The organism is Pseudomonas sp. NFACC37-1, assembly GCF_900101575.1.
GTDB classification, from domain to species: domain Bacteria; phylum Pseudomonadota; class Gammaproteobacteria; order Pseudomonadales; family Pseudomonadaceae; genus Aquipseudomonas; species Aquipseudomonas fluorescens_AA.
This window is the reverse complement of the sequence record NZ_FMUZ01000011.1, coordinates 44633-65559: the sequence shown is the minus strand read 5'-3', so window position 1 is coordinate 65559 and position 20927 is coordinate 44633. Positions and strand designations below refer to the sequence as shown.

General features: G+C 60.2%; 19 protein-coding genes and 1 pseudogene. 14 read left to right on the top strand and 6 right to left on the bottom strand.

The features are described from left to right. The first annotated feature begins 52 nt into the window (after nucleotides 1-52). Nucleotides 53-853 (top strand): IclR family transcriptional regulator, encoded by an 801-nt coding sequence (locus BLP82_RS14325; protein WP_092168902.1) that lies wholly within the window; start codon nucleotides 53-55, stop codon nucleotides 851-853. 78 nt (nucleotides 854-931) lie between these two features. On the opposite strand, the gene BLP82_RS14320 is transcribed toward BLP82_RS14325, so the two are convergent. Further along, entirely contained in the window at nucleotides 932-2155 is a 1224-nt protein-coding gene (locus tag BLP82_RS14320; RefSeq protein ID WP_092168899.1) for an OprD family porin, read from the bottom strand. A gap of 331 nt (nucleotides 2156-2486) precedes the next feature. On the opposite strand from BLP82_RS14320, the pseudogene BLP82_RS31620 reads away from it, so the two are divergent. Continuing rightward, nucleotides 2487-2609 (top strand): annotated as a pseudogene (locus BLP82_RS31620) (LysR family transcriptional regulator); the annotation flags it as partial. Nucleotides 2610-2847: 238 nt separating this feature from the next. Here the strand turns inward: BLP82_RS31620 and BLP82_RS14310 are convergent. Beyond that, nucleotides 2848-3624, bottom strand: coding sequence for an IclR family transcriptional regulator (locus BLP82_RS14310; RefSeq protein WP_092168893.1), 777 nt, complete (start codon nucleotides 3622-3624; stop codon nucleotides 2848-2850). Between the two features lie 163 nt (nucleotides 3625-3787). Between BLP82_RS14310 and BLP82_RS14305 the strand changes: the two genes are divergently transcribed. From BLP82_RS14305 to BLP82_RS14280, 6 genes are all read left to right on the top strand, one after another. After that, nucleotides 3788-4546: an ABC transporter substrate-binding protein gene (locus tag BLP82_RS14305; protein WP_092168890.1), complete on the top strand. Its 759-nt coding sequence runs from the start codon at nucleotides 3788-3790 to the stop codon at nucleotides 4544-4546. Between the two features lie 61 nt (nucleotides 4547-4607). After that, nucleotides 4608-5264 carry an amino acid ABC transporter permease gene (locus BLP82_RS14300; RefSeq protein ID WP_092168887.1) on the top strand — a complete coding sequence of 219 codons (657 nt, stop codon included), beginning with the start codon at nucleotides 4608-4610 and terminating at the stop codon, nucleotides 5262-5264. Continuing rightward, nucleotides 5261-6007 carry an amino acid ABC transporter ATP-binding protein gene (locus BLP82_RS14295; RefSeq protein ID WP_092168884.1) on the top strand — a complete coding sequence of 249 codons (747 nt, stop codon included), beginning with the start codon at nucleotides 5261-5263 and terminating at the stop codon, nucleotides 6005-6007. The genes BLP82_RS14300 and BLP82_RS14295 overlap by 4 nt, the downstream gene beginning before the upstream one ends. Further along, nucleotides 6004-7293, top strand: a complete 1290-nt coding sequence (locus BLP82_RS14290) for an NAD(P)/FAD-dependent oxidoreductase (RefSeq protein ID WP_092168882.1) — start codon at nucleotides 6004-6006, stop codon at nucleotides 7291-7293. Before BLP82_RS14295 ends, BLP82_RS14290 begins: the two co-directional genes overlap by 4 nt. A 179-nt stretch (nucleotides 7294-7472) precedes the next feature. Then, nucleotides 7473-8912 carry an ATPase domain-containing protein gene (locus BLP82_RS14285; protein ID WP_092168879.1) on the top strand — a complete coding sequence of 480 codons (1440 nt, stop codon included), beginning with the start codon at nucleotides 7473-7475 and terminating at the stop codon, nucleotides 8910-8912. A 23-nt stretch (nucleotides 8913-8935) separates the two neighbouring features. After that, a complete protein-coding gene (locus tag BLP82_RS14280; RefSeq protein ID WP_092168876.1) occupies nucleotides 8936-9298 on the top strand; it encodes a response regulator in 363 nt (120 codons plus the stop codon). 76 nt (nucleotides 9299-9374) lie between these two features. Here BLP82_RS14280 and BLP82_RS14275 read toward each other — a convergent pair whose 3' ends face one another. Next, complete coding sequence (locus BLP82_RS14275; protein WP_092168873.1) at nucleotides 9375-10268, bottom strand: LysR family transcriptional regulator; 894 nt, start codon at nucleotides 10266-10268, stop codon at nucleotides 9375-9377. A gap of 94 nt (nucleotides 10269-10362) precedes the next feature. On the opposite strand from BLP82_RS14275, the gene BLP82_RS14270 reads away from it, so the two are divergent. Then, nucleotides 10363-11529 carry an MFS transporter gene (locus BLP82_RS14270; RefSeq protein ID WP_092168870.1) on the top strand — a complete coding sequence of 389 codons (1167 nt, stop codon included), beginning with the start codon at nucleotides 10363-10365 and terminating at the stop codon, nucleotides 11527-11529. 29 nt (nucleotides 11530-11558) lie between these two features. On the opposite strand, the gene BLP82_RS14265 is transcribed toward BLP82_RS14270, so the two are convergent. Continuing rightward, nucleotides 11559-12356, bottom strand: a complete 798-nt coding sequence (locus tag BLP82_RS14265) for an AraC family transcriptional regulator (protein WP_092168867.1) — start codon at nucleotides 12354-12356, stop codon at nucleotides 11559-11561. 145 nt (nucleotides 12357-12501) lie between these two features. On the opposite strand from BLP82_RS14265, the gene BLP82_RS14260 reads away from it, so the two are divergent. From BLP82_RS14260 to BLP82_RS14250, 3 genes are read left to right on the top strand one after another with little or no spacing between them, the layout of a single operon-like run. Continuing rightward, nucleotides 12502-12690, top strand: coding sequence for a DUF1656 domain-containing protein (locus BLP82_RS14260; RefSeq protein WP_092168864.1), 189 nt, complete (start codon nucleotides 12502-12504; stop codon nucleotides 12688-12690). A 12-nt stretch (nucleotides 12691-12702) separates the two neighbouring features. Next, nucleotides 12703-13611, top strand: coding sequence for an efflux RND transporter periplasmic adaptor subunit (locus tag BLP82_RS14255; protein WP_092168861.1), 909 nt, complete (start codon nucleotides 12703-12705; stop codon nucleotides 13609-13611). After that, nucleotides 13611-15644, top strand: coding sequence for an FUSC family protein (locus BLP82_RS14250; protein ID WP_092168859.1), 2034 nt, complete (start codon nucleotides 13611-13613; stop codon nucleotides 15642-15644). The genes BLP82_RS14255 and BLP82_RS14250 overlap by 1 nt, the downstream gene beginning before the upstream one ends. Here BLP82_RS14250 and BLP82_RS14245 read toward each other — a convergent pair. Next, on the bottom strand, nucleotides 15618-16865 hold the full coding sequence (locus tag BLP82_RS14245) for an MFS transporter (RefSeq protein WP_092168856.1): 1248 nt from the start codon (nucleotides 16863-16865) through the stop codon (nucleotides 15618-15620). The genes BLP82_RS14250 and BLP82_RS14245 overlap by 27 nt on opposite strands. A gap of 64 nt (nucleotides 16866-16929) precedes the next feature. On the opposite strand from BLP82_RS14245, the gene BLP82_RS14240 reads away from it, so the two are divergent. Both BLP82_RS14240 and treS read left to right on the top strand, forming a co-directional pair. After that, nucleotides 16930-17943 (top strand): AraC family transcriptional regulator, encoded by a 1014-nt coding sequence (locus BLP82_RS14240; RefSeq protein ID WP_371914136.1) that lies wholly within the window; start codon nucleotides 16930-16932, stop codon nucleotides 17941-17943. A gap of 224 nt (nucleotides 17944-18167) precedes the next feature. Next, nucleotides 18168-20234 carry a maltose alpha-D-glucosyltransferase gene (gene treS, locus BLP82_RS14235; protein ID WP_092169089.1) on the top strand — a complete coding sequence of 689 codons (2067 nt, stop codon included), beginning with the start codon at nucleotides 18168-18170 and terminating at the stop codon, nucleotides 20232-20234. 156 nt (nucleotides 20235-20390) lie between these two features. Here the strand turns inward: treS and BLP82_RS14230 are convergent, their stop codons facing one another. Then, a complete protein-coding gene (locus tag BLP82_RS14230) occupies nucleotides 20391-20783 on the bottom strand; it encodes an ester cyclase (protein ID WP_092169086.1) in 393 nt (130 codons plus the stop codon). Between the last annotated feature and the right edge of the window lie 144 nt (nucleotides 20784-20927).

Below are 20927 nucleotides of genomic sequence, written 5' to 3'. Positions count from 1 at the left end.
TTCGGCAGGAGATACAATCGGGCTTTTCCAGTGATCGATCTGAGGTGACCTCTTGGAACAGGATGACGAAAAGCCCACCACCGGACCGGTATTGCTCGAGTCGGTCGAAATGGTGTTCCGTCTGCTCGATGAATTGACGGCTGCGCGCCGTCCCCTGGGTGTGACCGAACTGGCGCATCAGTTGCAAACCGCCAAGCCCAGGACCTACCGGCATCTGGCTTCGATGCGTCAGCTGGGGATCCTCGAGCAGGATCCCGTCACTGAGAAATATCTGCTGGGCGCTCGTCTGGTGGCGTACGGCGAGGCCGCGGGCGAGCAGTTCGACCTGCGCGCAATCGCAGACCCTTACCTGACCCGTATCCGCGATGCCACGGGACAGTCGGCCTTGCTGGCTGTCGCCACCCATGACACCGCTCTGGTCGTGTCCTGCGTCGAGTCCAAGGCCAACGTGTGCATCTCGGTCAAGCCGGGCAACCGCGTATTGCCTTACTGCTCGGCGCAGGGTCGTACAGTGCTGGCGTTCGCCGATGCCGCCAGTCAGCAGCGGGTGATGCGTCGCAAGATGCCACGACTGACGGAGCGCACCCTGCATGAGCCTGAGTTGCTGGCACAGCGTCTGGAGTTGATTCGTCAGCGTCTGTACGACGACGCCGACAGCGAAGTGACCATGGGCATCAACGCCCTGTGCTGCCCGATCTTTCGCGAGAACGATGTGATCGTGGGCACCATCGGTATCGTCGGGCCAAGCGCGGCAATTCCGTCACCTCCGCCAGCGGCCATGTTGCGCGAACTGCAATCGGCTGCGGCAGAAATCAGCGAGCGCCTTCACGCGGGGACTTACCAGCGTCTGTGATGTTTCGCACCTGATCCTCACAACAAAACCCCAGCCTGCTTCAGGTCTGGGGTTTTTTATTGTTCAAGGCGATGGGGATCAGAAAATGTTGAGCGGGTACTCGGTAATCAGCCGGACTTCGTTGAAGTTCAGCCCGCGATCCGGGCTTCTGAAACTGGCCTGGCGCACCCGGAACGACAGGTCCTTGGCCGGGCCCGATTGCAGCACGTATTTCATCTCGATGTCGCGTTCCCACGCGTGACCGTTGTTGGTCAGCGCCGTGTGGAAATCGGTGCCTTTGAGGTAGCGGGTCATGAACGTCAGTCCCGGTGCGCCGAGTGCAGCGAAGTTGAAGTCGTAGCGCGCCTGCCACGAGCGTTCGTTCTCATAGTTGAAGTCCGAATACTGGACCGAGTTGGCCAGGAACACCGTGCTGTTACCGTCCACGCCGTAGGTGTAATTGCCGGTGCCGGTGACGCGCTGGTGAGCGATCAGGAAGGTGTGAGACCCGGCCGCCAGAGACGCCGACAGGCTCCAGATACGGTTGTCCAGGACACCGCCTCGTTGCTGACCCTGACTCTTGGTGTCGTAGCCGTTGAAGTCGAAGGTTGCGCTGTAGCCTGCGCCCAGCGGTAGGATTGAGGTGGCGCCCACGTAGGTCTTGCGCCAGTAGTCGTCGACGTCGGAGTGGTAGACCCGTGCGCTGAGGTTGGGGGTGAACTGGTAGCTGCCGCCGATCAGGTCAAGGTCGGTCAGGCGGCCGCTGTCGTGCTCGCTCTGATCGCGCCCGCGCAGGGCGGTGAAATGCCCTGCATTGAGGGTGAGGCCGGGCAGTTCCTTGCTGGTGACCAGCCAGCCTTGGGTGGTTTCCGGCAGCAGCCGGTTATCACTGGTCGCCAGTACTGGAAGGTTCACCAACTGCTCGCCGTATTTCAACACTGTTTTCGATAGCCTCGCCTTGAGTGCCATACCGCCCTTGGAGTACTCATCCTTGGCCCCGTCGCTGTCTTCTTCGAGCAGCAGCGTGCCGCCGCCCTTGCGCCCGTTGCCTGTGTCGAGCTTGATCCCCAGCAGGCCGATGGCATCCACACCGAACCCGACCGTTCCCGGTGTAAAACCGGACTCGAAGATGCCGATGAAACCCTGCGCCCATTCTTCTGAGTAATTCTGCGCAGTGCGGTCATCGAGGAAGTTGCGGTTCATGTAGAAGTTGCGCGCCTTGATCGAGAAGTGCGAATCCTCGACAAAGCCGCCGTTGTCGGCGAGCGCGTTCAGGGGGAGTGTGCAGGTGAGGGCAACAGTCAAAACGTGTTTGTTGTTCATATGAGTCATGTTCCAGGCGTGCGCAAGCGTCCAGCCATTTCCTTTGGGCGGGAAACGGTCAGCGCTGTAATTGTTGTTATGGGGCATGCAGCGTTCTGCCAGAAGGAATGGTTTATGTGGGCTAGGTGGTCATGGACGCTCCTGGTTTCAGGGGGACTTCGAAAATTGACCGGCTCAGTCGTGCGCTCTCACCTAAGAAGGCGGGCAGTTATTGAGCTGGATTTAATGTATCACTGAAAGAAACATCATTTCTTTCAGTGGGCTGATGTTAGAGACCTGGGAAGAGTGCTGTCAAGCGCCGAACTGGCGCGGGGAGAGTTGCGCGGAGGGGCGCCCGGACCTGGTCAACATCGCCACGCCGTCCAGTCTGATACTGCGTCACAACACTGTGGGCAGCCCCTGGGTCAGGGCCTTTGCCCAGACGCTGGGAGTGGACCTGACGGCTTCGGTTTGATTGTTTGTGTGTTGGATAATGACGGGCCGTGGCGGCAACCGGAGTGATAGGTAAGTTGCGTGATCAAACCGTTGGCGCTGTTCTCGTTCAAACATCGCGACCTGTTCCGGCGTGTTCCGTTGGAAGGACATGCAGTTGAATTATCTTTAGGGCTCAATCACCCCGGCCCAGTAACGCCACACCTTAGGAATTGTTCACTACAGAGCGCACGCTTGTTGGCTACTGCGTTGGTGTCCGGCTAAAGGGTTCGTATCGAAGAGCGAATCGCCCGTGCACATTCGATCACTGCAGGCGCCAGCTTGCGCTCGGCTTCCTCCATGCTCCAGCGACTCGTGGGCACCACTACATGCACGGCTGCGACCGGCAGGCCCTGGCTGCCAATGATCGGCGCGGCAATGGACATGTCGCCAAGAAACAACTCTTCTTTGTTCGTGGCGTAGCCCCTGCGCCGTGTGGTCTCGATCTGCTCGATGATGTCGTCGATCTCGGTCAGGGTGTACTGGGTATGGCGTTTGCGCTCGCTGGCTTGCAGTGCGGCAAGGAGTTCGTCGTCGGGCTGGGCACTCAGGAAGGCCCGTCCGGAACCGGTGCAGTACATCGGGATCCGGCTGCCGATGGGCATGTGGATAGGGATGAATTTCGGCGCCACGAAGCGGGCCACGTACACCATGTCCAGCCCGTCGGGTTCGGTCAGGTTGGTCGTCTCCCCGGTAGCCTGCGCCAACTCGGCAAGGAACGGGTTGGCCACGTCTACCAGTGTATCGGCGGCCAGGTAGTTGTAGCCGATCTCCATGACCTTCGGGGTCAACTGGAAACGCTTGGTCTGCGGATGCTTGCGCACATAACCCAGCTCTTCGAGGGTATGAATCATGCGTTGCGCGGAGCTTTTGTTGATGTCTGCAGCTTGGGCGATATCCGCCAGGTTCATCGTGCGCCGGGCTGCGTTGAACGCTCGCAGCACCGCCAGGCCTTTTTCCAATGACTGATTGAACAGCGGGTGAGGGTTATCGCTCATGGAAATCCTTAAATTCTGCGCTTTGAATATCGATATTCGATACTTATAAATCTCTTTACGATTTTTGTAAATCGCTTTACAGTCATTTTGAGCCTCCTGCCATTCCTATGGGGCAACCCTTACCGGACTTAAGACAATAAAAGCGTCCAATGGGAGATACGCCATGCTTACTCGCTTTCGTGCACTCACGTTCGTTAATGCCCTGGCTGCTGGCATCGCTTCAGCCAACGCCGTCGCCGAGCCCGTCTACAAGGTCGGCGCAACCGCAACGGGGATTCCCTTCACCTTTCTCGACGTCAAGAGCCAGAGTATCCAGGGCATGATGATCGACGCCGCGCAGGCAGTGGCCAAGGCTGGCGGCTTCGAGGTGGAGATCCAGCAGACCACCTTCGCTTCGCTGATCCCGTCACTGACGTCAAACAAGATCGATCTGATTTCTGCCGCCATGCTCCGGACGCCGGCGCGGGAAAAGGTGGTGCAGTATTCCGATCCGGTCTTCACCTATGGCGAGGGGCTGATCGTCAAGGCCGACGACCAGACCGCATACACCCGCATGGAGGATTTTGCCGGCGAAGTTGTCGGCGCCCAGGTCGGCACCGTGTTCATCGATGAGCTGAACAAGCGTGGCGTCTTCAAGGAGGTCCGTGGCTATGACTCGATCCCCGATCTGATGCGCGACCTGGCCCTCGGCCGTATCAAGGCGGGTTTCGCCGATCGCCCGATCGTCGCCTACCAATTGGCCCAGGGCACGCAGAACAAGGTGCACCTGGTGCAGAGCTATCAGCCGGTGGTAATGGGGGACGTTTGCCTGATCGTGCGCAAGGGCGACAACGCAACACTGGAGCAGGTCAACAAAGGCATCGCTGCGATCAAGGCTGATGGTTCCCTCGAACGGATCATCGAGAAGTGGAAGCTCAACTGAGGGTTTTGTCGACCGCCTGCGGTAGCGGGCGGGTCCACTCATTGTTCCGTGGGTAGCTTTTATGATTCTCCAGAATGCGTTGGACTTCCTCCCTATCTTGCTCAAGGGGGCGGTGGTCACTCTTCAAGTGACGGCCGGGTCGTTTGTACTCAGCTCGCTGATCGGCCTGCTCCTGGCCCTGATGATGGTCTCGAAAATACGTACGATCGCGTTGTTCGCCATCAGCGTTGTGAACATCATCCGGGGGCTGCCGATCATTGTGCAGCTGTTTTACATCTATTTCGTCCTGCCGGAATTCGGCATTCAACTGACGGCCATGCAAGCCGGTGTCATTGGCCTGGGAATCGCTTATTCGGCCTATCAGGCGGAGAACTTCCGGGCCGGTATCCAGGCGATCCAGCAAGGGCAGATCGAGGCGGCGGAATCCTTGGGTATGCGCGGTGCGATGGTGATGCGGCGAGTGGTGCTGCCCCAGGCATTTCGCATCGCCTTGCCGCCTTACGGCAACACCCTGGTCATGATGCTCAAGGACTCGTCGCTGGTCTCCACCATCACCGTGGCCGAGATGACTCGCGCGGGGCAACTGATCGCCTCTTCGACCTTCGAGAATATGACGGTCTACACCCTGGTGGCATTGCTCTACCTGGCGATGAGCCTGCCGCTGTCCTTTGCGCTGCGCCGTCTGGAAGCACGCTTCAGCAACCGGAGAACGTCATGATCGAGATCAAGGGCATTCACAAGCGTTACGGCAACGTGCCGGTCCTCGAAGGCATCGATTTGCAGGTCAAGAGCGGTGAAGTGGTGTGCCTGATTGGCCCTTCGGGGTCGGGCAAGTCCACGTTGTTGCGCTGTATCAATGGCCTGGAAAGTTATGACCAGGGCGAGGTCCTGGTCGGCGATGAACGTGTCGACCGCAATGCCAGGAACATCCACGACATTCGCACTCGGGTGGCGATGGTTTTTCAGCGCTTCAATCTGTTCCCGCACCGCACAGCCTTGGAAAATGTCATGGAAGGGCCGATCTACGTAAAGAAGGAGAACCCTCAGGCGGCGCGCAGGAATGCCGAGGCGCTGATGGAAAAGGTCGGCTTGGCCCATCGGATGAATGCCTACCCGGACGAACTGTCCGGGGGGCAGCAGCAACGTGTCGCCATAGCCCGGGCGTTGGCGATGAACCCCCAGGCGATCCTCTTCGACGAACCGACCTCGGCCCTCGATCCGGAGTTGGTCGGTGAAGTGTTGGCGGTGATGCGCAATCTGGCCAATGAGGGCATGACCATGATCGTGGTGACCCACGAAATGGCCTTCGCTCGAGACGTCGCCGACAAGGTCTGTTTTCTTCACAGCGGCAAGATCGTCGAGTCAGGACCCGCCGGGGAAGTACTGAGTACGCCGACGCATCCTCGCACACAGGACTTTCTCCGCCGACTGCTCAACCACAGCGGGGAGGTGCCGGCATGAATGCACCTTTCGCCCCGCAACTGCCGGCCTCGCTCTGGGCCGCGACGGCCACACCGGCGGTGCAAACGCCGGCCTTGGCCGAAGACAAGCAAGTGGATGTGGCTATCGTGGGGGCCGGCTATACCGGTTTGGTGACGGCTTTACGCTTGGCCGAAGCGGGTGTCAGCGTCTGTGTGCTGGACACCGGGGAGCCAGGGTGGGGGGCCTCGGGGCGCAACGGCGGGCAGGTGATTCCCGGGCTGAAGTTCGACCCGGATCAATTGCACGCCAAGTTCGGCCCGGCCCGGGCCGAAGCGATGATCGAGGCGGCCGGGTCAGCCGCTGACGAGGTGTTTGCGCTGATTCGTCAGTACGGGATCGAGTGTGATGCCACCCAGAAAGGCTGGATTCAACCGGCCTGTTCAACGACCGCGATGAAGACCATCGAGCAGCGCGCCGCGCAATGGCAACGCCGGGGCGTCAAGGTGGAGCTGTTGGACCGGGCCGCGGTCAGCCAGCGTATCGGTACCGAGCATTACCTGGGGGGGTGGGTCGATCCTCGGGCCGGCAGCTTGCATCCATTGAGTTACGCCCGTGGCCTGGCGAAGGCCGCCGTGGGGCAGGGCGCAATGATCCACGGCCACAGCCGCGTCACGGGGCTGCAGCGACAGCGATCAGGCTGGCTATTGTCCACAGCGCAAGGCTTCAAGGTCAGTGCGCAGCGGGTGTTGTTGGCCACAGATGGCTACACCGACGACCTGTGGCCCGGGTTGCGCCAGACCGTCGTCGCCGCCAACAGCTTCATCATCGCGACCCGTCCGCTCCCGCCGGCGATCCGCAAGACCATCCTGCCCGGTGGCGAGGTCTGTTCGGACTCCCGCCGTTTGCTGCTCTACTTCAAGCTGGATGCCCAGGGGCGTTTGCTTCTGGGAGGGCGAGGGCCGTTCTCGGAGCCTTCCCGGCAGCGTGACTGGGCGCACCTGGAGCGTTCGCTGGGGGCGCTGTTTGCGCAAGTGGCGGATGTACCTGTCGAATACCGCTGGAGTGGTCGGGTCGCGCTGACGCAAAGCTTTCTTCCCCATGTGCACGATCCGGCACCGGGGCTGTCAGTCTTGCTCGGCTACAACGGCCGCGGTATCGCCCTGTCCACGGCGTTAGGCAAGCATCTGGCCGCGAAGCTCTCAGGGGCGACGCAGGACTTCCCATTCCCGGTGATGCCATTGCGGCGAATTCCGTTTCATGCGTTGCAGCGGCTTTATCTTGCGGCCGGAATCAGCTATTACCGAGTATTGGATGCCTTGTTTTGAGCGCTTATTGAGGAAGCTGCGGGCAACGCTTGGGCGTTGTCGGTGGAGTCGTATCGGCCCAAGACGGGCGACTCCCAGACCAATTTTCCATTCAACCTGAATGGCTCCGAAGTGGAAATGGCGTTAGCATCCCCTCCATTGGGCTTGAACAGCCTGTTTTTTCAGATCAGGGTCGCATTGTGGAAAAGCTAAAACGCCTTCAAAGCGGAATCGAAGGACTCGACGCGCTGCTCCAGGGAGGGCTGGTCGCGGGTGCTTCATACATAATCCAAGGACGCCCAGGTTCAGGCAAGACTATCCTCGCGAACCAACTTGGATTCCATCATGCCCGCAGTGGTGGTCGTGTTTTAGTCGCCACGCTGCTGGCCGAATCACATGATCGACTTTTCCAGTTTCTTTCTACGCTGAGCTTTTTCGACTCAGCCAAAGTCGGCGCTGAAATCCAATTTGTCAGCGCATTCGACACATTGGAAAACGAAGGCCTGGATGAAGTGGTGAAACTGCTTCGACGGGAGATCAGTCGGCAAAAGGCTACCGTGATGGTTGTCGATGGTCTGCTCAATGCGCGCTCCAAGGCCGACTCGCCCATCGACACCAAGAAATTCATCTCAGAGCTGCAGGGACATGCCGCTTTCGCCGGTTGCACCGTGTTGTTCCTCACCAGTTCGCGGCTCGACGACGGTAGCCCCGAGCACACGATGGTGGACGGTGTCATCGAAATGGGTGAAGAGCTGTTCGGGACGCGTTCGGTTCGGCGCATTCAACTGCGCAAGACCCGCGGCAGCGGTGCGTTGACCGGTCTTCACGAATGTGAAATCAACGACGACGGTTTGGTTGTCTATCCGCGCCTGGAAAGCCTCTACAGCCGTCCTTCCGCGCCCGACAGTGCTGACATGACGCGTATAGCCAGCGGGATTGATTCACTGGATGACATATTGGGTGGAGGCTTGCACAGCTCCAGCGTGTCCCTGGTCATCGGTCCTTCCGGGATTGGTAAAACGACGCTGGGTCTCAAATTCCTCGCCAAGTCGACGGCGGATGCCCCTGGCTTGCATTTCGGATTCTATGAAAGCCCGCAGCGACTGCGCCTCAAAGGCCTCTCCCTGGGCATCGATATCGAAGACATGGAAAAAAGCGGTGCGTTGAGCATTGCCTGGCAGCCCACCACCGAAGGCTTGCTGGATGGACTCGGCGCACGACTGCTGAACATCGTCAAGGAAAAGGGTATCAAGCGCCTGTTCATCGATAGCCTGAGCGGCATGACACGGACTTCGACAAATCCCGCGCGGATTACCGATTTCTACAGCGCGCTGATGAACGAGCTGCGATCCCGGGGCGTTACGGTGTTCGCCTCCTGGGAGATGCGAGACCTATTCGGGTCCGAGGTCAGTTCACCGAACTCGGACCTGTCCAGCATCGTCGACAACCTGATGCTCATGCGCTTCCTTGAAGATCGCTCTGAACTAAGAAGGACGCTCTCCATTCTTAAGGTACGAGACAGCGCTTATGACCCCTCGCGATTCGAGGTGGTCATCCGGGATCAAGATGTTTTCCTTGAAAAGGCTTTGAAAAATGAACCTTCAGTCGCAGCTGAGTCATTGCCTGGTTCAATTTCATAAGTCTTTGAGCGGGTTGAATTAACATGACCACCATCCTGGTCGTCGACGACGAGTATTTGATCGCTGACATCCTCGGTTTTGCGCTAGAGGACGAGGGCTTCATGGTCGTAAAAGCCAGCAATGGTCAAAAAGGACTCGAAGTGCTGGAAAGAGAACGTCCAGCCTTGATCATCACTGACTTCATGATGCCGGTCATGGATGGTCTTGAATTCGCCACGGCCGTGCGAGCCCTACCGTCCGTCAAGGGTTTGCCGATCATCTTGATGAGCGGCGCCCAGGCTCACGTGGGGATGAAGAGATCGGATTTGTTTGATGCAGTGCTGCCCAAGCCATTCGACATCGACTCGATTGTCGCCGAGGTGAAGAGGCTCCTGGCTGCAGAGTGATACGGCATCTAGCGGCGCAGCTTGCCAGATGGAAAGGTGCGCGTGTGATCACGGTCGCTTTCCGTGATGCCACCGCTTACATCCGGTGATGTTCCAGCAAGAAATCCACGAACACCCGAACCCGTGCCGGCATTGCCGAGCCCCCTACGAACACCACGTGAATCGGTTCCCGGTCGCCTGGGTTCCAGGCTTCCAATAGCGGTATCAGGTCACCGCGCTGCAGATCTTCGCTCACGGTGAATTCGCCGATACGGGCAATGCCGGCACCCACTCGCGCGAGTTGTGCCAGCGCTTCACCACTGCTGCATTCGATGTTGCCGCTGACCTTCAGGGAAAACTCCCTGGCGTCGCGAATGAACGGCCAGTTGGGTTCGGCACGCCGGAAGTTGAAGCGTAGGCAATTGTGTCGTAGCAGGTCTTCCGGCTCCTGGGGGATGCCGTGGCGCTGCAGGTACTCGGGCGATGCCACCACGACCTGGCCGGTGTCGCCGATCCTGCGCGCGGTCAGCGGGCTGTCCGGCAGATGGCCGAAGCGTACCGCCACGTCGGCCTGGCCGCCGAGAATGTCGACGACTTCGTCGCCGAGGGTGAGGTCGACGACGATGTTCGGGTAGCGGGCGCTGAATGCCGCCACCAAAGGAACGATGGCCAGCCGCCCATGGCCAAGGGCGGCACTGACCCGCAAACGGCCCCTGGGTACGCCCTGGTCGGCGATCGCTTCTTCGACCTCATCCATGTCGGCCAGGATACGCCGGGCGCCGCGCAGGAAAGCCTCGCCCTCGGCGGTGAAGGTGATCGCTCGGGTGGTGCGCAACAGCAAGCGGGTACCCAGGCGTTGTTCGGCACGCGCGATGATCCGGCTGACCGCCGAGGGTGTCAGCCCCAATGCACGCGCGGCGGCTGACAGGCTGCCTTCCTGCGCCACGGTGGCGAACACGCTCATTTCACCTGACCTGCCGTTGAAGTCCATTTGTGCCTCTTACGCAAAGGTGATTGCCAAAAATGCTATCTACCGCCTGAAAAGACGGGATCGTAGCATTCGCAGCATAGATGAGGAGCCTTCCATGCGTATCAATCCACCACTTGTTGCACTCGCCATCGGTGCCTTTGGCATCGGCGTTACCGAGTTCGCCCCCATGGGCATGTTGCCGGGCATCGCTGCGGATCTCGGTGTTTCCATTCCTGCCGCCGGACTGTTGGTCAGTGCCTACGCCCTGGGCGTACTGCTCGGCGCGCCGCTGATGACCCTGACCACCGGCAGGATCCCCCGGCGCTATCTGCTGATCGGGCTCATGGCGATTTTCACCCTGGGTAATCTGATGTCAGCCCTGGCGACCGATTACTACAGTCTCATGATCGCCAGGGTGGTGACCTCGCTGAACCACGGTGCGTTCTTCGGCGTTGGCTCCATCGTCGCCGCCAGCGTGGTCGCCCCGGACAAACGTGCCGGGGCGGTTGCGGCCATGTTCATGGGCCTGACCCTGGCGACCATCGGCGGTGTGCCGCTGGCCACCTGGTTTGGCGAACTGTTTGGCTGGCGCACGGCATTCTGGGGTATCACCGGCCTCGGCGGGCTGACCATGGCCGCGCTGTGGTTCGCCTTGCCCAACCTGCAAATGTCGCAAGGCGTCGGTGTGCTGGCTGAAATTCGAGTACTGGGCCGTGGCCCGGTGCTGGGGGCGTTGGCCCTGACCGTCGTCGGCTCGGGTGCAATGTTTACCGTCTTCACTTACATCGCGCCGATCCTCAGCAACGAGACCCACGGGTCCACCGCTTACATCACCGCCATGCTGGTGCTGTTCGGTGTGGGGTTGACGCTGGGCAACATGTGGGGTGGCAAGGCCGCCGACCGCTCGATAGACCGCACCCTGATCGTTTCGCTGAGCGTACTGATTCTCGTCTTGCTGGCGTTCACCGTCCTGATGCGTTGGCCTCTGCCGGCCGCCGTGGCCATCCTGATATGGGGCATCGCCAGCTTCGCCCTGGTGCCGCCACTACAGATGCGCGTCATGGAAGCCGCCAAGGACGCGCCCAATCTGGCCTCGGCGGTGAACATCGGTGCCTTCAACCTTGGCAACGCGATAGGGGCGGCGCTGGGCGGCGCAGTGATCAATGCCGGGCTGGGTTATCCGGCGATTTCCCTGGCCGGCGCGGCGATGGCGGGGCTGGGGCTGTTGATGGTGTTGGCGTTTGTCTGGCGCTCCAGAGCGGCTGCAGCGGCGGTTGCGTGACCATGATGCGGATATCTCTCGCCCCCGGCTCATTGCCGTAGCGTGGTATTGCGCAGGTAGCGTGCCGGTGAGGTGCCCAAGGTCTTGCGAAACATGGTGATGAACGAGCTGACTGACTCGTAGCCGAGCGCTTCAGCGGTTCTCTGCACCGACTGCCCCTCGGCCAGGCTTTGCAACGCGACGATGATCTGCCATTGCTTGCGCCATTGACCGAAGGTAAGCCCGGTCTCGCTTTTTATCAGGCGGGCCAGGGAGCGTTCGCTCATGGCCACATGCCGTGCCCAACTGGCCATGGTGGCGCGGTTGGACGGCTCTTGCGCCAGCGCCCGGGCAATTGTGCGAAGTTGGGTTGAGGCGGGCAAAGGCAGGTAAAGCTGTTCCGTGGGCGCCAGTTCGAGTTCTTCCAGCAGCACGTTGGCCAACCGTGCAATGCGCGAATTGGCGGGGTAATCCTGGACCTGGCCGCTCAGGTGGAGGATGAGTTCCAGGATCAGTGGCGACAGCGCCAGCGTACAGCAGCGATCGGGAAGCGACGCGGCGCCGGGTTCCACGAATAAAAAACAGACCTGCCCGTTGGCCGTGACGCGGTTGCTATGGGCGACCCCTCCCGGAATCCAGACGCCGAACCCTGACGGGACCATCCACACGCCATCTTCCACCGTACACACAATACCCCCGCAATAAGCCACGACCAGTTGCCCCTTGCGATGCTTGTGTTCGGCGGACTCACTGTCGTTGCGCCGGGTCTCCAGCATCAGTGCCACGGCAGGTTGCGACAGGTTGTCGTACTCGAATTGATCGACGTGGAAACGGTGGATTTCGGCCATGGCGTGTCGTCGGCGTCTGTCTGAATTTGATTATTTTTTGGCAGTGTACTCAATATCGGCAATGATGGTCGTCCCTTAGCATCATCACCAAGCCCCCTTCAGTACGCGGGCGAACCCTAGACCCCTCCGAATCCCGGTGCTTGCCATGCTCAGCGAAATCTCCATTGCCAACCTCTATGTCCCCCCCTTGTTGATCTACCTGGGGGCATCGGTCTTGGCCTACAAACTCATTGAGCGCCTTGCCCGACGTTGGCTGGACGAGGCGTGGCACCCGGCGCTGGCGCGTTTTTTTGTCTCGCTTATCGTCGTGTCGGCGATGGTCGTCAATTGCTGAGTGAGGCCGGCCATGTCTATCGTCAAAATCCTCAAACCTGCCACCACCCTGGGACTTGGCGTGCTGGCCCTGGTGTTCTGCCTGCAACTTTGGCGGGCTTATGTCTTGGCGCCCTGGACGCGGGACGGACGGGTGAGCGCGCAGGTCGTCCGCATTGCGCCAGAGGTTAGCGGCCAAATCGATCAGTTGTCGGTCAGCGACAACCAATGGGTCGCCAGGGGCGATTTGCTGTATCACATCGATGCGCGTGCTTATCGATTGGCGCTGCAACAGCGTGCGGCGGAGTACGCTGAAGCGCGCAGTGTGTTCGATCAGCGCAGTGCACAATTGAAGCGGCGATCCCAATTGGCCGACGCCATCGCCCGGGAAGAAATTGACAACGCGGCGCGTGACTTGGCTGTGGCCCAAGCGCGCCTGGACGCGGCACGCAGCCAGTTAGCCCAGGCGCAGCTCGACCTGGACCGCACGATGATTCGTTCGCCGGTGGACGGCTACGTCACTCAACTGCGGCTACAGCCCGGTGACTACGCGGAGGCTGGCCACACCAACCTATTCGTGGTCGATGGCCATAGTTTCTGGATCACGGGTTATTTTGAAGAGACCAAGCTGCCGGGTGTGCGCATCGGCGCGCCGGTGTCGATCAAGCTGATGGGGTTTGCCCAACTGCTGGAAGGGCATGTGGCAAGCATGGGCAGGGGCATCGCCGATGCGAATGAATTGCGCAACGACAGCGGTTTGCCTCAGGTGAGCCCGACCTTCAGCTGGATTCGGTTGGCACAGCGCGTACCCGTGCGCATCGAGTTGGTCAGGGTCCCGGACGGCGTGGAGTTGGCGGCGGGCATGACCGCCAGTGTCGAAGTGACGCAGCCGAACGCCGCGCCACGCTGGCGACTCACCCAATGGCTGCAGGCGTTCATGTGATGACTCGCCTGGCGACACGCTTGCTCGCGACCATCCCCTTGCCCTGGACGCCCGCCAGTTTCTTCTACGTGTTGCGTAGTGTCTTGGCGGCGGGGCTGGCGCTGTGGCTCGGCTTCCAACTGCATCTGGAGTCGCCGTTCTCGGGGGCATCCACCGTGTTGCTGCTGGTACAGCCCATCCAAGGAGCGGTGCTGGGAAAGGGCTTCTACCGGATGTTGGGAACCCTGGTAGGCCTGGTGGCGGCTTTCGTGCTGACAGGGCTGTTCGCTCAACAGATGCTGCTGTTCATACTCGCCATCGGTATGTGGCTGGGCCTGTGCGTCAGTGCAATGAGCGTCTTGCGCCATTACCAAGCTACGGCGGCAGTGGTGGCGGGTTATACGGTCTGCCTGGCGTTGGGGCCTGCCATCGTCGTACCTGAACAGGGCTTCGATCACATCCTCACTCGCGGCACGGCGGTGGCGCTCGGGGTGCTGAGCTTGAGCCTGGTGGTAACGCTGTGCAGTTCCAGGACGATGGAGAAGAAGCTTCGCAACTCGCTGGTCGATGTCTGTGTCCGCAGTGCTCAGCTACTTGCCGCGAGGCTTGCAGGCGAGCAGTCCGCGGAGTTGGTGACGCAACGCCACCCGCTCGCCATGGACATCGGCAAGGTGGACGACCAATTGGGAATAGGGCGGGGCGAATCGTCGCGGATTCGCTCCCGGCAGTTGGCGATTCAGGCGGGCCTGGCGCATTTGCAATCCGCTGTACTCGATGTGCACAGCGACGATCCATACCCCGGGATCGACCCCACGTTGCTCGCGCGGATAAGCGCGGCATTGCGGCAACTGGGTGAGCGGATGAACGACACCCACTGCGACTTTCTCGCCGCTGCCGATACGGTGGGGCAACTGCGTAGCCTGGTGAATGATTTCGCTGACTCAAACCACCACTCGCGGTTGCTCAGCGAACGCTTGGACGAACAACTGACGGATCTGGGCGAGGCCTTGCTGAACTTCTCCAGCCTCGACCATGCTCGCCGCGAGCAGGTACGTGCAGTGGTGTATCCGCGCAATTATGCTGATGCGGCGCGAAACGGCATCAGGGCACTGCTCGCCACCTTGGCCGCGGGTGCGGTCTGGTATCTCAGCGGTTGGGATCAAGGGCCCGCGCTACTGGCGGTTCTGGGTCCTTGCTGCACACTGCTGGCGCCGGCCTCCGCGCCCGCCCAAGGTATCGCCAGCTTTATTCGGGGCACGCTCTACGCCATTTTGGCGGCAGCGCTGTGCAAATTCCTGTTGATGCCGCAGATCAACGGCTTCCCTTTGTTATTCCTGTTACTGGCTGCGTTCTGGTCCTTCGGGATCCATGCGACGAGCCAACCGCGCTACGCACTGCAAGGAATTGCCTACCTGATCGGGTTCAATACCTTGGTGAGCACCGGCGATACCGCCTTCTACAATTTCGTCGATTTCGCCAACCAAGCGCTGGCCTGGATCGTTGCAATGCTCGTCTGTCTATTAGCGTTCCAGGTCTTGCCGAAGGATCCAGCTAAACATGTTCGGGCATTGAAACATTCGCTCCACAAGGACACACGCCGGCTACTTCGCCGTGGAAGCCATATCGATCACCCAAAATGGCAAGCGAAACAACTATCCCGGCTCGTCGCGTTGAAAAGTTTGCTTGGCGTTGATAACACGCAGGATTACCACGCGGGTTATTTGTCGCTGCAGCTGAGTAAACAATTGAGCCGGCTACAGCGTAACGCGAGTGGTATCGATCCTGAATCGCCCGTCGCCCAATGCGCACAAACCGGAGCCCGGCGGATCGCTCGATATGCTCATCATCCGGCGATCAGCGCCGCCCAGGCCCGGCGTACATCGAGGTCGATGAGGAGACTGGGAGCACATCATCTAGCGATCTGTTACCAGGACTTGGCTTGGCTGTTGGAGCAATACGCGAACGTTGCGCGTTCCTCTGGTTTGCCGCATCTGGCCCCGAATTGCCGCACCCGCAGACATTCGATTTCAAAGCGCAAGTCGGGAATGTTCTGATCGTTCGTCTCCAGCATGCTTTGGCAATGCCACTCGAACACGAAGCGCAATCAGCAGAGCGGCCAGCAACATCACTGCGCCTGCGATGATGAAGACGCCCATTACGCCGCCAAAGCCGAAGACCAACCCGCCGAGTGCAGCGCCCGCGGCGATTGACGACTGCACCGCAGCGACGACCATCCCACCTGCGGTTTCGGCTTGATCCGGAACCGCGCGTGCCACCCAGTTTGACCAGGCAACCGGCACCCCGCCGAAAGCCAGGCCCCAGAGGGCGACTGCGAGTGCCAGTCCCGGCGCCTGGAGAGGAAGCGAGATCATGGCAAACGCGGCCACGGCTACCAAGGCAGGCATGAGGATCAATGTCAGGCGCAAGCTACGCTCCAGCAGCCAACCCGCCACGAGCGTGCCAACGAAATTGGCGGCGCCGAAGCCCAATAGCATTAAAGCCAGGCCGTCGGTGTCGATGGGTACAACGCTTTCAAGTGCGGGACGTATGTAGGTGAACAGTGCGTATTGACCTGTGTGTGCCAGCACGCATCCGACCATGCCTATGGCAATGCCAGGACGGCGGAGCAATTCCAGCACGGAGGCGGCGCGTGCCATTTTCCCAGGCGCCATGCGGGGTAGGGTGAACCACTGGAAGATCAACGTCAGAACGCCGACCGCCGCGGCTGCGTAAAAGGCACTGCGCCAGCCGAGCAGGCCGCCCAGATAGCTGCCCAGCGGCACGGAAACCACTGTTCCCACGGCGATGCCGCTGAAGATGATGGACAACGCACGAGGTACGAACTTGGCCGGTACCAGCCGCATGGCCACGGCTGCCGCCATGCTCCAGAACCCGCCCAACGCGATGCCAAGCAGCACCCGCATCAACAGCAGGACCGCCAGGCTCGATGACAGGGCAACGAGCAGGTTGGAGGCGATCATCAGCGCGGAGAAACCGAGCAAGACGGTACGGCGGTCGAGCTGGCGGGTCAGGCCGGGTACCAGGAGCCCGGCAAACAACGCAACCACGGCGGTGACGGTCACGGCCTGTCCGGCCAGCGCTTCGGACACGTTCAAATCAGAGGCCATGGGGGTTAGCAAACTGGCAGGAAGGTATTCGGCCGTCAGCAGGCCGAAGACCCCCATGGTCAGGGAGAAAACCGCCGTCCATGCCGGGGTGGCCGGCTCTACTCCAGCAACGCTGCCAGGTGCAGCGTCAAGAACATCGCTACTCATCTCAAGAATCCTTGGAAAGTGATTGTGAGACACACTCTAGGGCTGAGCGTCAGGATGATCTATGATGCTAAGTCTTAGTCTTTTGATCGAAACACCTAACATGACGGAATCAGGACCATTCGCTCTGTCTTCTGAGCTGATTAGCGAACTGCTCACGGGGATGCGGCTGCGCGGTGTTCAGTACCGCCGTATTCAAACGGGCCCGAGCTTTGGCTTGGGTTTCGAACACAAATCGGGCCATGCCTACTTTCATTATCTGGCGGTGGGTACGGCTATCCTGCGTACGGGCGATGGCGCGATGCATCACCTCTCGACAGGTGACGCGGTGTTGGTGCCGCAAGGCCATGGGCACGAACTGCTATCCGCCCTGGATGTCACGGTCCAGAATATCGACCAACTTGATGCCGCTCCCTTGGGCGAGGCTGTCAGCGGTGTGAACACTTGTCCGAGCACACTTTCCACGCCCAGTACGATCCTGTTCTATGGCTGCATGGAGTTCGACCTGGGGGGCATGCGGGCGTTAGGCAAGCTGATGCCGAATGTCATGGTGGCGGACACCAGTGGTCAACGTTATCCAGGGCTGGGAGCGATACTCGATTCAATCAAGCGTGAGATCTGCGCCGGACGCATCGGGTATGCCGGGATCATGGCTCGGCTTGCGGAAGTCGCTGCCTCCTTGTTCGTACGGGGATGGGTCGAGCATGGCTCGGAAAGTGCGCAAGGGCTCATGGCTGCGCTGCGCGATCCGCGCCTGGCACGCTCTATCCTTGCGTTGCATCGCCAACCCGGGCGCGAGTGGACGGTGGCCGAGCTGGCGGCCGAATCCCACGTTTCGCGCTCCGTGTTCGCCCAACGGTTCCAAGCCACCATTGGCGTACCTCCATTGCGATACGCCACCGAACTGCGGATGCGGATCGCCAGCCAGTGGCTGACGCAGGACAACCTGTCGATCGATGCTGTCGCACAACGCTTGGGCTATACCTCACAAGCGGCATTCAGCCGTGCATTCAAGCGCATCAATGGCCAGCCGCCAGGGGCCAGTCGACAGGCACGTCGAAGCAGTGAGCCTGTGGAATGAATGGCGCCAGGTAGGGCCGGCCGAACTGCGGCGGCATTGACGATGAGCCCCCGCAGCTTGTTTGCAGCCGATCGAGCTTCGCTCTGACCTGGCCGATTGCACCTCGCAGGCTTTCTCCTGATTCGATGCAACGAATGTCGTGTGGTGGCCTCATATGAAAACGAGCGGCGCTTCGATTGGAGAGGGGCGACTGCGGTTTTTCCATGACGGAGGTGATTGTGTCCATGACGGCAGCCGAGAAAAATCATGTCGACTGGCTGGTCGAACAATCGATGCTCAATGCTGCGAGGAAGCGCGCCAAGCTCTACTCGGGCCAGGGCCGAATGTGGCAGCAGCCCTATGCCCATACTCGGCCTCGCGACGCCTCGGCATTGGCTTCGGTGTGGTTCACCGCGTATCCGGCCTCCATCGTTACCGGCGAAAATGGCACTGTGCTCGAAGCGCTGGGGGATGAAACCTTATGGCATGCGCTGTCGAGAATCGGTATCCAGGGCATCCACAATGGCCCTTTGAAAAGGTCCGGTGGTCTTTCGGGCACTGACTACACACCTACGATTGACGGCAATTTTGACCGCATCAGTTTCGAACTCGACCCGCAATTGGGCACCGAGGCGCAGTTGCAAGCATTGACCCGAATGGCCGCCGCGCACAATGCGGTCGTCATCGAGGATGTCATCCCGTCCCATACCGGCAAAGGCGCGGATTTTCGTTTGGCCGAGATGGCGTATGAAGATTATCCGGGGCTCTACCACATGGTGGAAATCCGCGAGGACGATTGGCCGCTGCTGCCCGACATTGCCGAGGGGCGCGATGCGCAGAACCTCACCCCGCAGCAGGTCGACATTCTGCGGGACAAGCATTACATCGTCGGGCAGTTGCAACGGGTGATCTTCTTCGAACCAGGCGTCAAGGAAACCGACTGGAGTGCGACACCGGTGGTGATGGGCGTTGACGGCAAGCCGCGCCGTTGGGTCTATCTGCATTACTTCAAGGAAGGGCAACCTTCGCTGAACTGGCTGGACCCGACCTTTGCCGCTCAGCAGATGGTCATTGGGGACGCGCTGCATGCCATCGATGTCTCGGGGGCGAAAATCCTCCGTCTGGACGCCAACGGATTTCTTGGCGTGGAGCGCAAGCTCGAGGGTACCGCCTGGTCCGAAAGCCATCCGCTATCGATCACCGGGAACCAGTTGCTCGCTGGAGCGATTCGCAAGGCCGGCGGCTTCAGTTTCCAGGAACTGAACCTGACCGTAGACGATATCGCCGCCATGTCCCATGGAGGGGCGGATCTCTCTTACGACTTCATCACCCGACCCGCCTACCAGCATGCTTTGCTGATGGGCGATGCCGAATTCCTGCGCTTGATGCTGCGGCAGATGCACACCCTCGGCATCGATCCGGGCTCGCTGATTCATGCGCTGCAGAATCATGATGAGTTGACCCTGGAGTTGGTGCACTTCTGGACCCTGCACGCCCACGATACTTACCTCTATCAAGGCCAGACCTTTCCCGGCAGCATCCTGCGCGAGCACATCCGCGAGCAGATGTACGAGCGCCTCACTGGCGAGCATGCGCCTTACAATCTGAAATTCGTCACCAACGGCGTGTCCTGCACCACCGCGAGCATCATCACGGCGGCGTTGGGGATTCGCGATCTCGAAACCATTACGACGGCAGATATCCAGCAGATTCGCCAGGTTCATCTGCTGTTGGTGATGTACAACGCGATGCAACCCGGCGTCTTCGCATTGTCTGGCTGGGACCTGGTCGGCGCGTTGCCGTTGCCGGCCGAACAGGTCGAGCATTTGATGGGCGACGGCGACACGCGTTGGATTCATCGCGGTGCCTACGATCTGGTTGACCTCAACCCTGATGCGGCATTTTCGGCCGGCCAGATGCCGCGTCCGAAGACCCTGTATGGCAGCTTGCCAAGCCAGTTGAAAGATCCGGATTCGTTCGTCTCGCAGCTGCGCAAGATTCTCGCTGCGCGCCGTGCCTATGACATCGCCGCCAGTCGCCAGATACTGATTCCGGACGTCGAGCATCCGGGACTGTTGATCATGGTTCACGAACTGCCGGCAGGCAAAGGTACGCAAATCACCGCGCTGAACTTCGGTTCGACCCCGATCACTGAAACCCTGCACCTGCCCAATATCGCGCCCGGGCCGGTAGTCGACATCATCAATGAACGGGTTGAAGGTGATCTCACGCTGGAGGGCGAATTCACCATTACGCTGGATGCGTTCGAGGGGTTGGCGCTGCGGGTGGTGAGCAGTTCACCGATGATCTAGAGCTTGGGAAAGCGAGGTGGTTGATTGCTCAGCCACCCACCCATGGCATAAGTTCTGGTCAGGCTTTGTCTATGCTCTGCTCCGTCACCCATGGGAACGGAGCAGGCTTCACACCAGCATGGAGGCCCTGGATAACCTGCAGCCTTGAGGCATCCGCTACCCTGATCGGAGCTGAGCTTCGATCACTGCCTTGTCGATGACCGACCAGACCTCGCGGATCCTGCCGTCCTCGAACCCGTAGAAAACGTTTTCGGCGAAGGAGATGGGTGTCCCATTCACCGCCAGGCCCAGGAATTCCCCAACCGGCGTGCAATTGAAGGCCAGGCGAGCTGCCAACTTAGGTGGGTCGATCACCAGGAATTCAATGGCGAAGCGCAAGTCGGGGATAGCCCGATAATCCGCTTCCAGCATGCTTCGATAGCCGTGCAACCCCAATGGTCTCGCGTTGTGAACCACATCTGGGTGCACAAAATGGCCTAGGTTTTCCCAGTCCTGTGCATTCAGGCAGGCGATGTAGTCGCTATAAAGATCGGCAAGGTGCGGGGGCATGGGGCTGATTCTCCTCTGCATGTCTGTTCCCGTCTTTGCGATCCTAGGCCCTATTGTCACGTCTCATCAAGGCAGTGGGCAGAACGGAAAGTCACTGGCGCAGGCATTGACAGCGGTCATCACGTCGCTGAGGAGCCGTCGGCA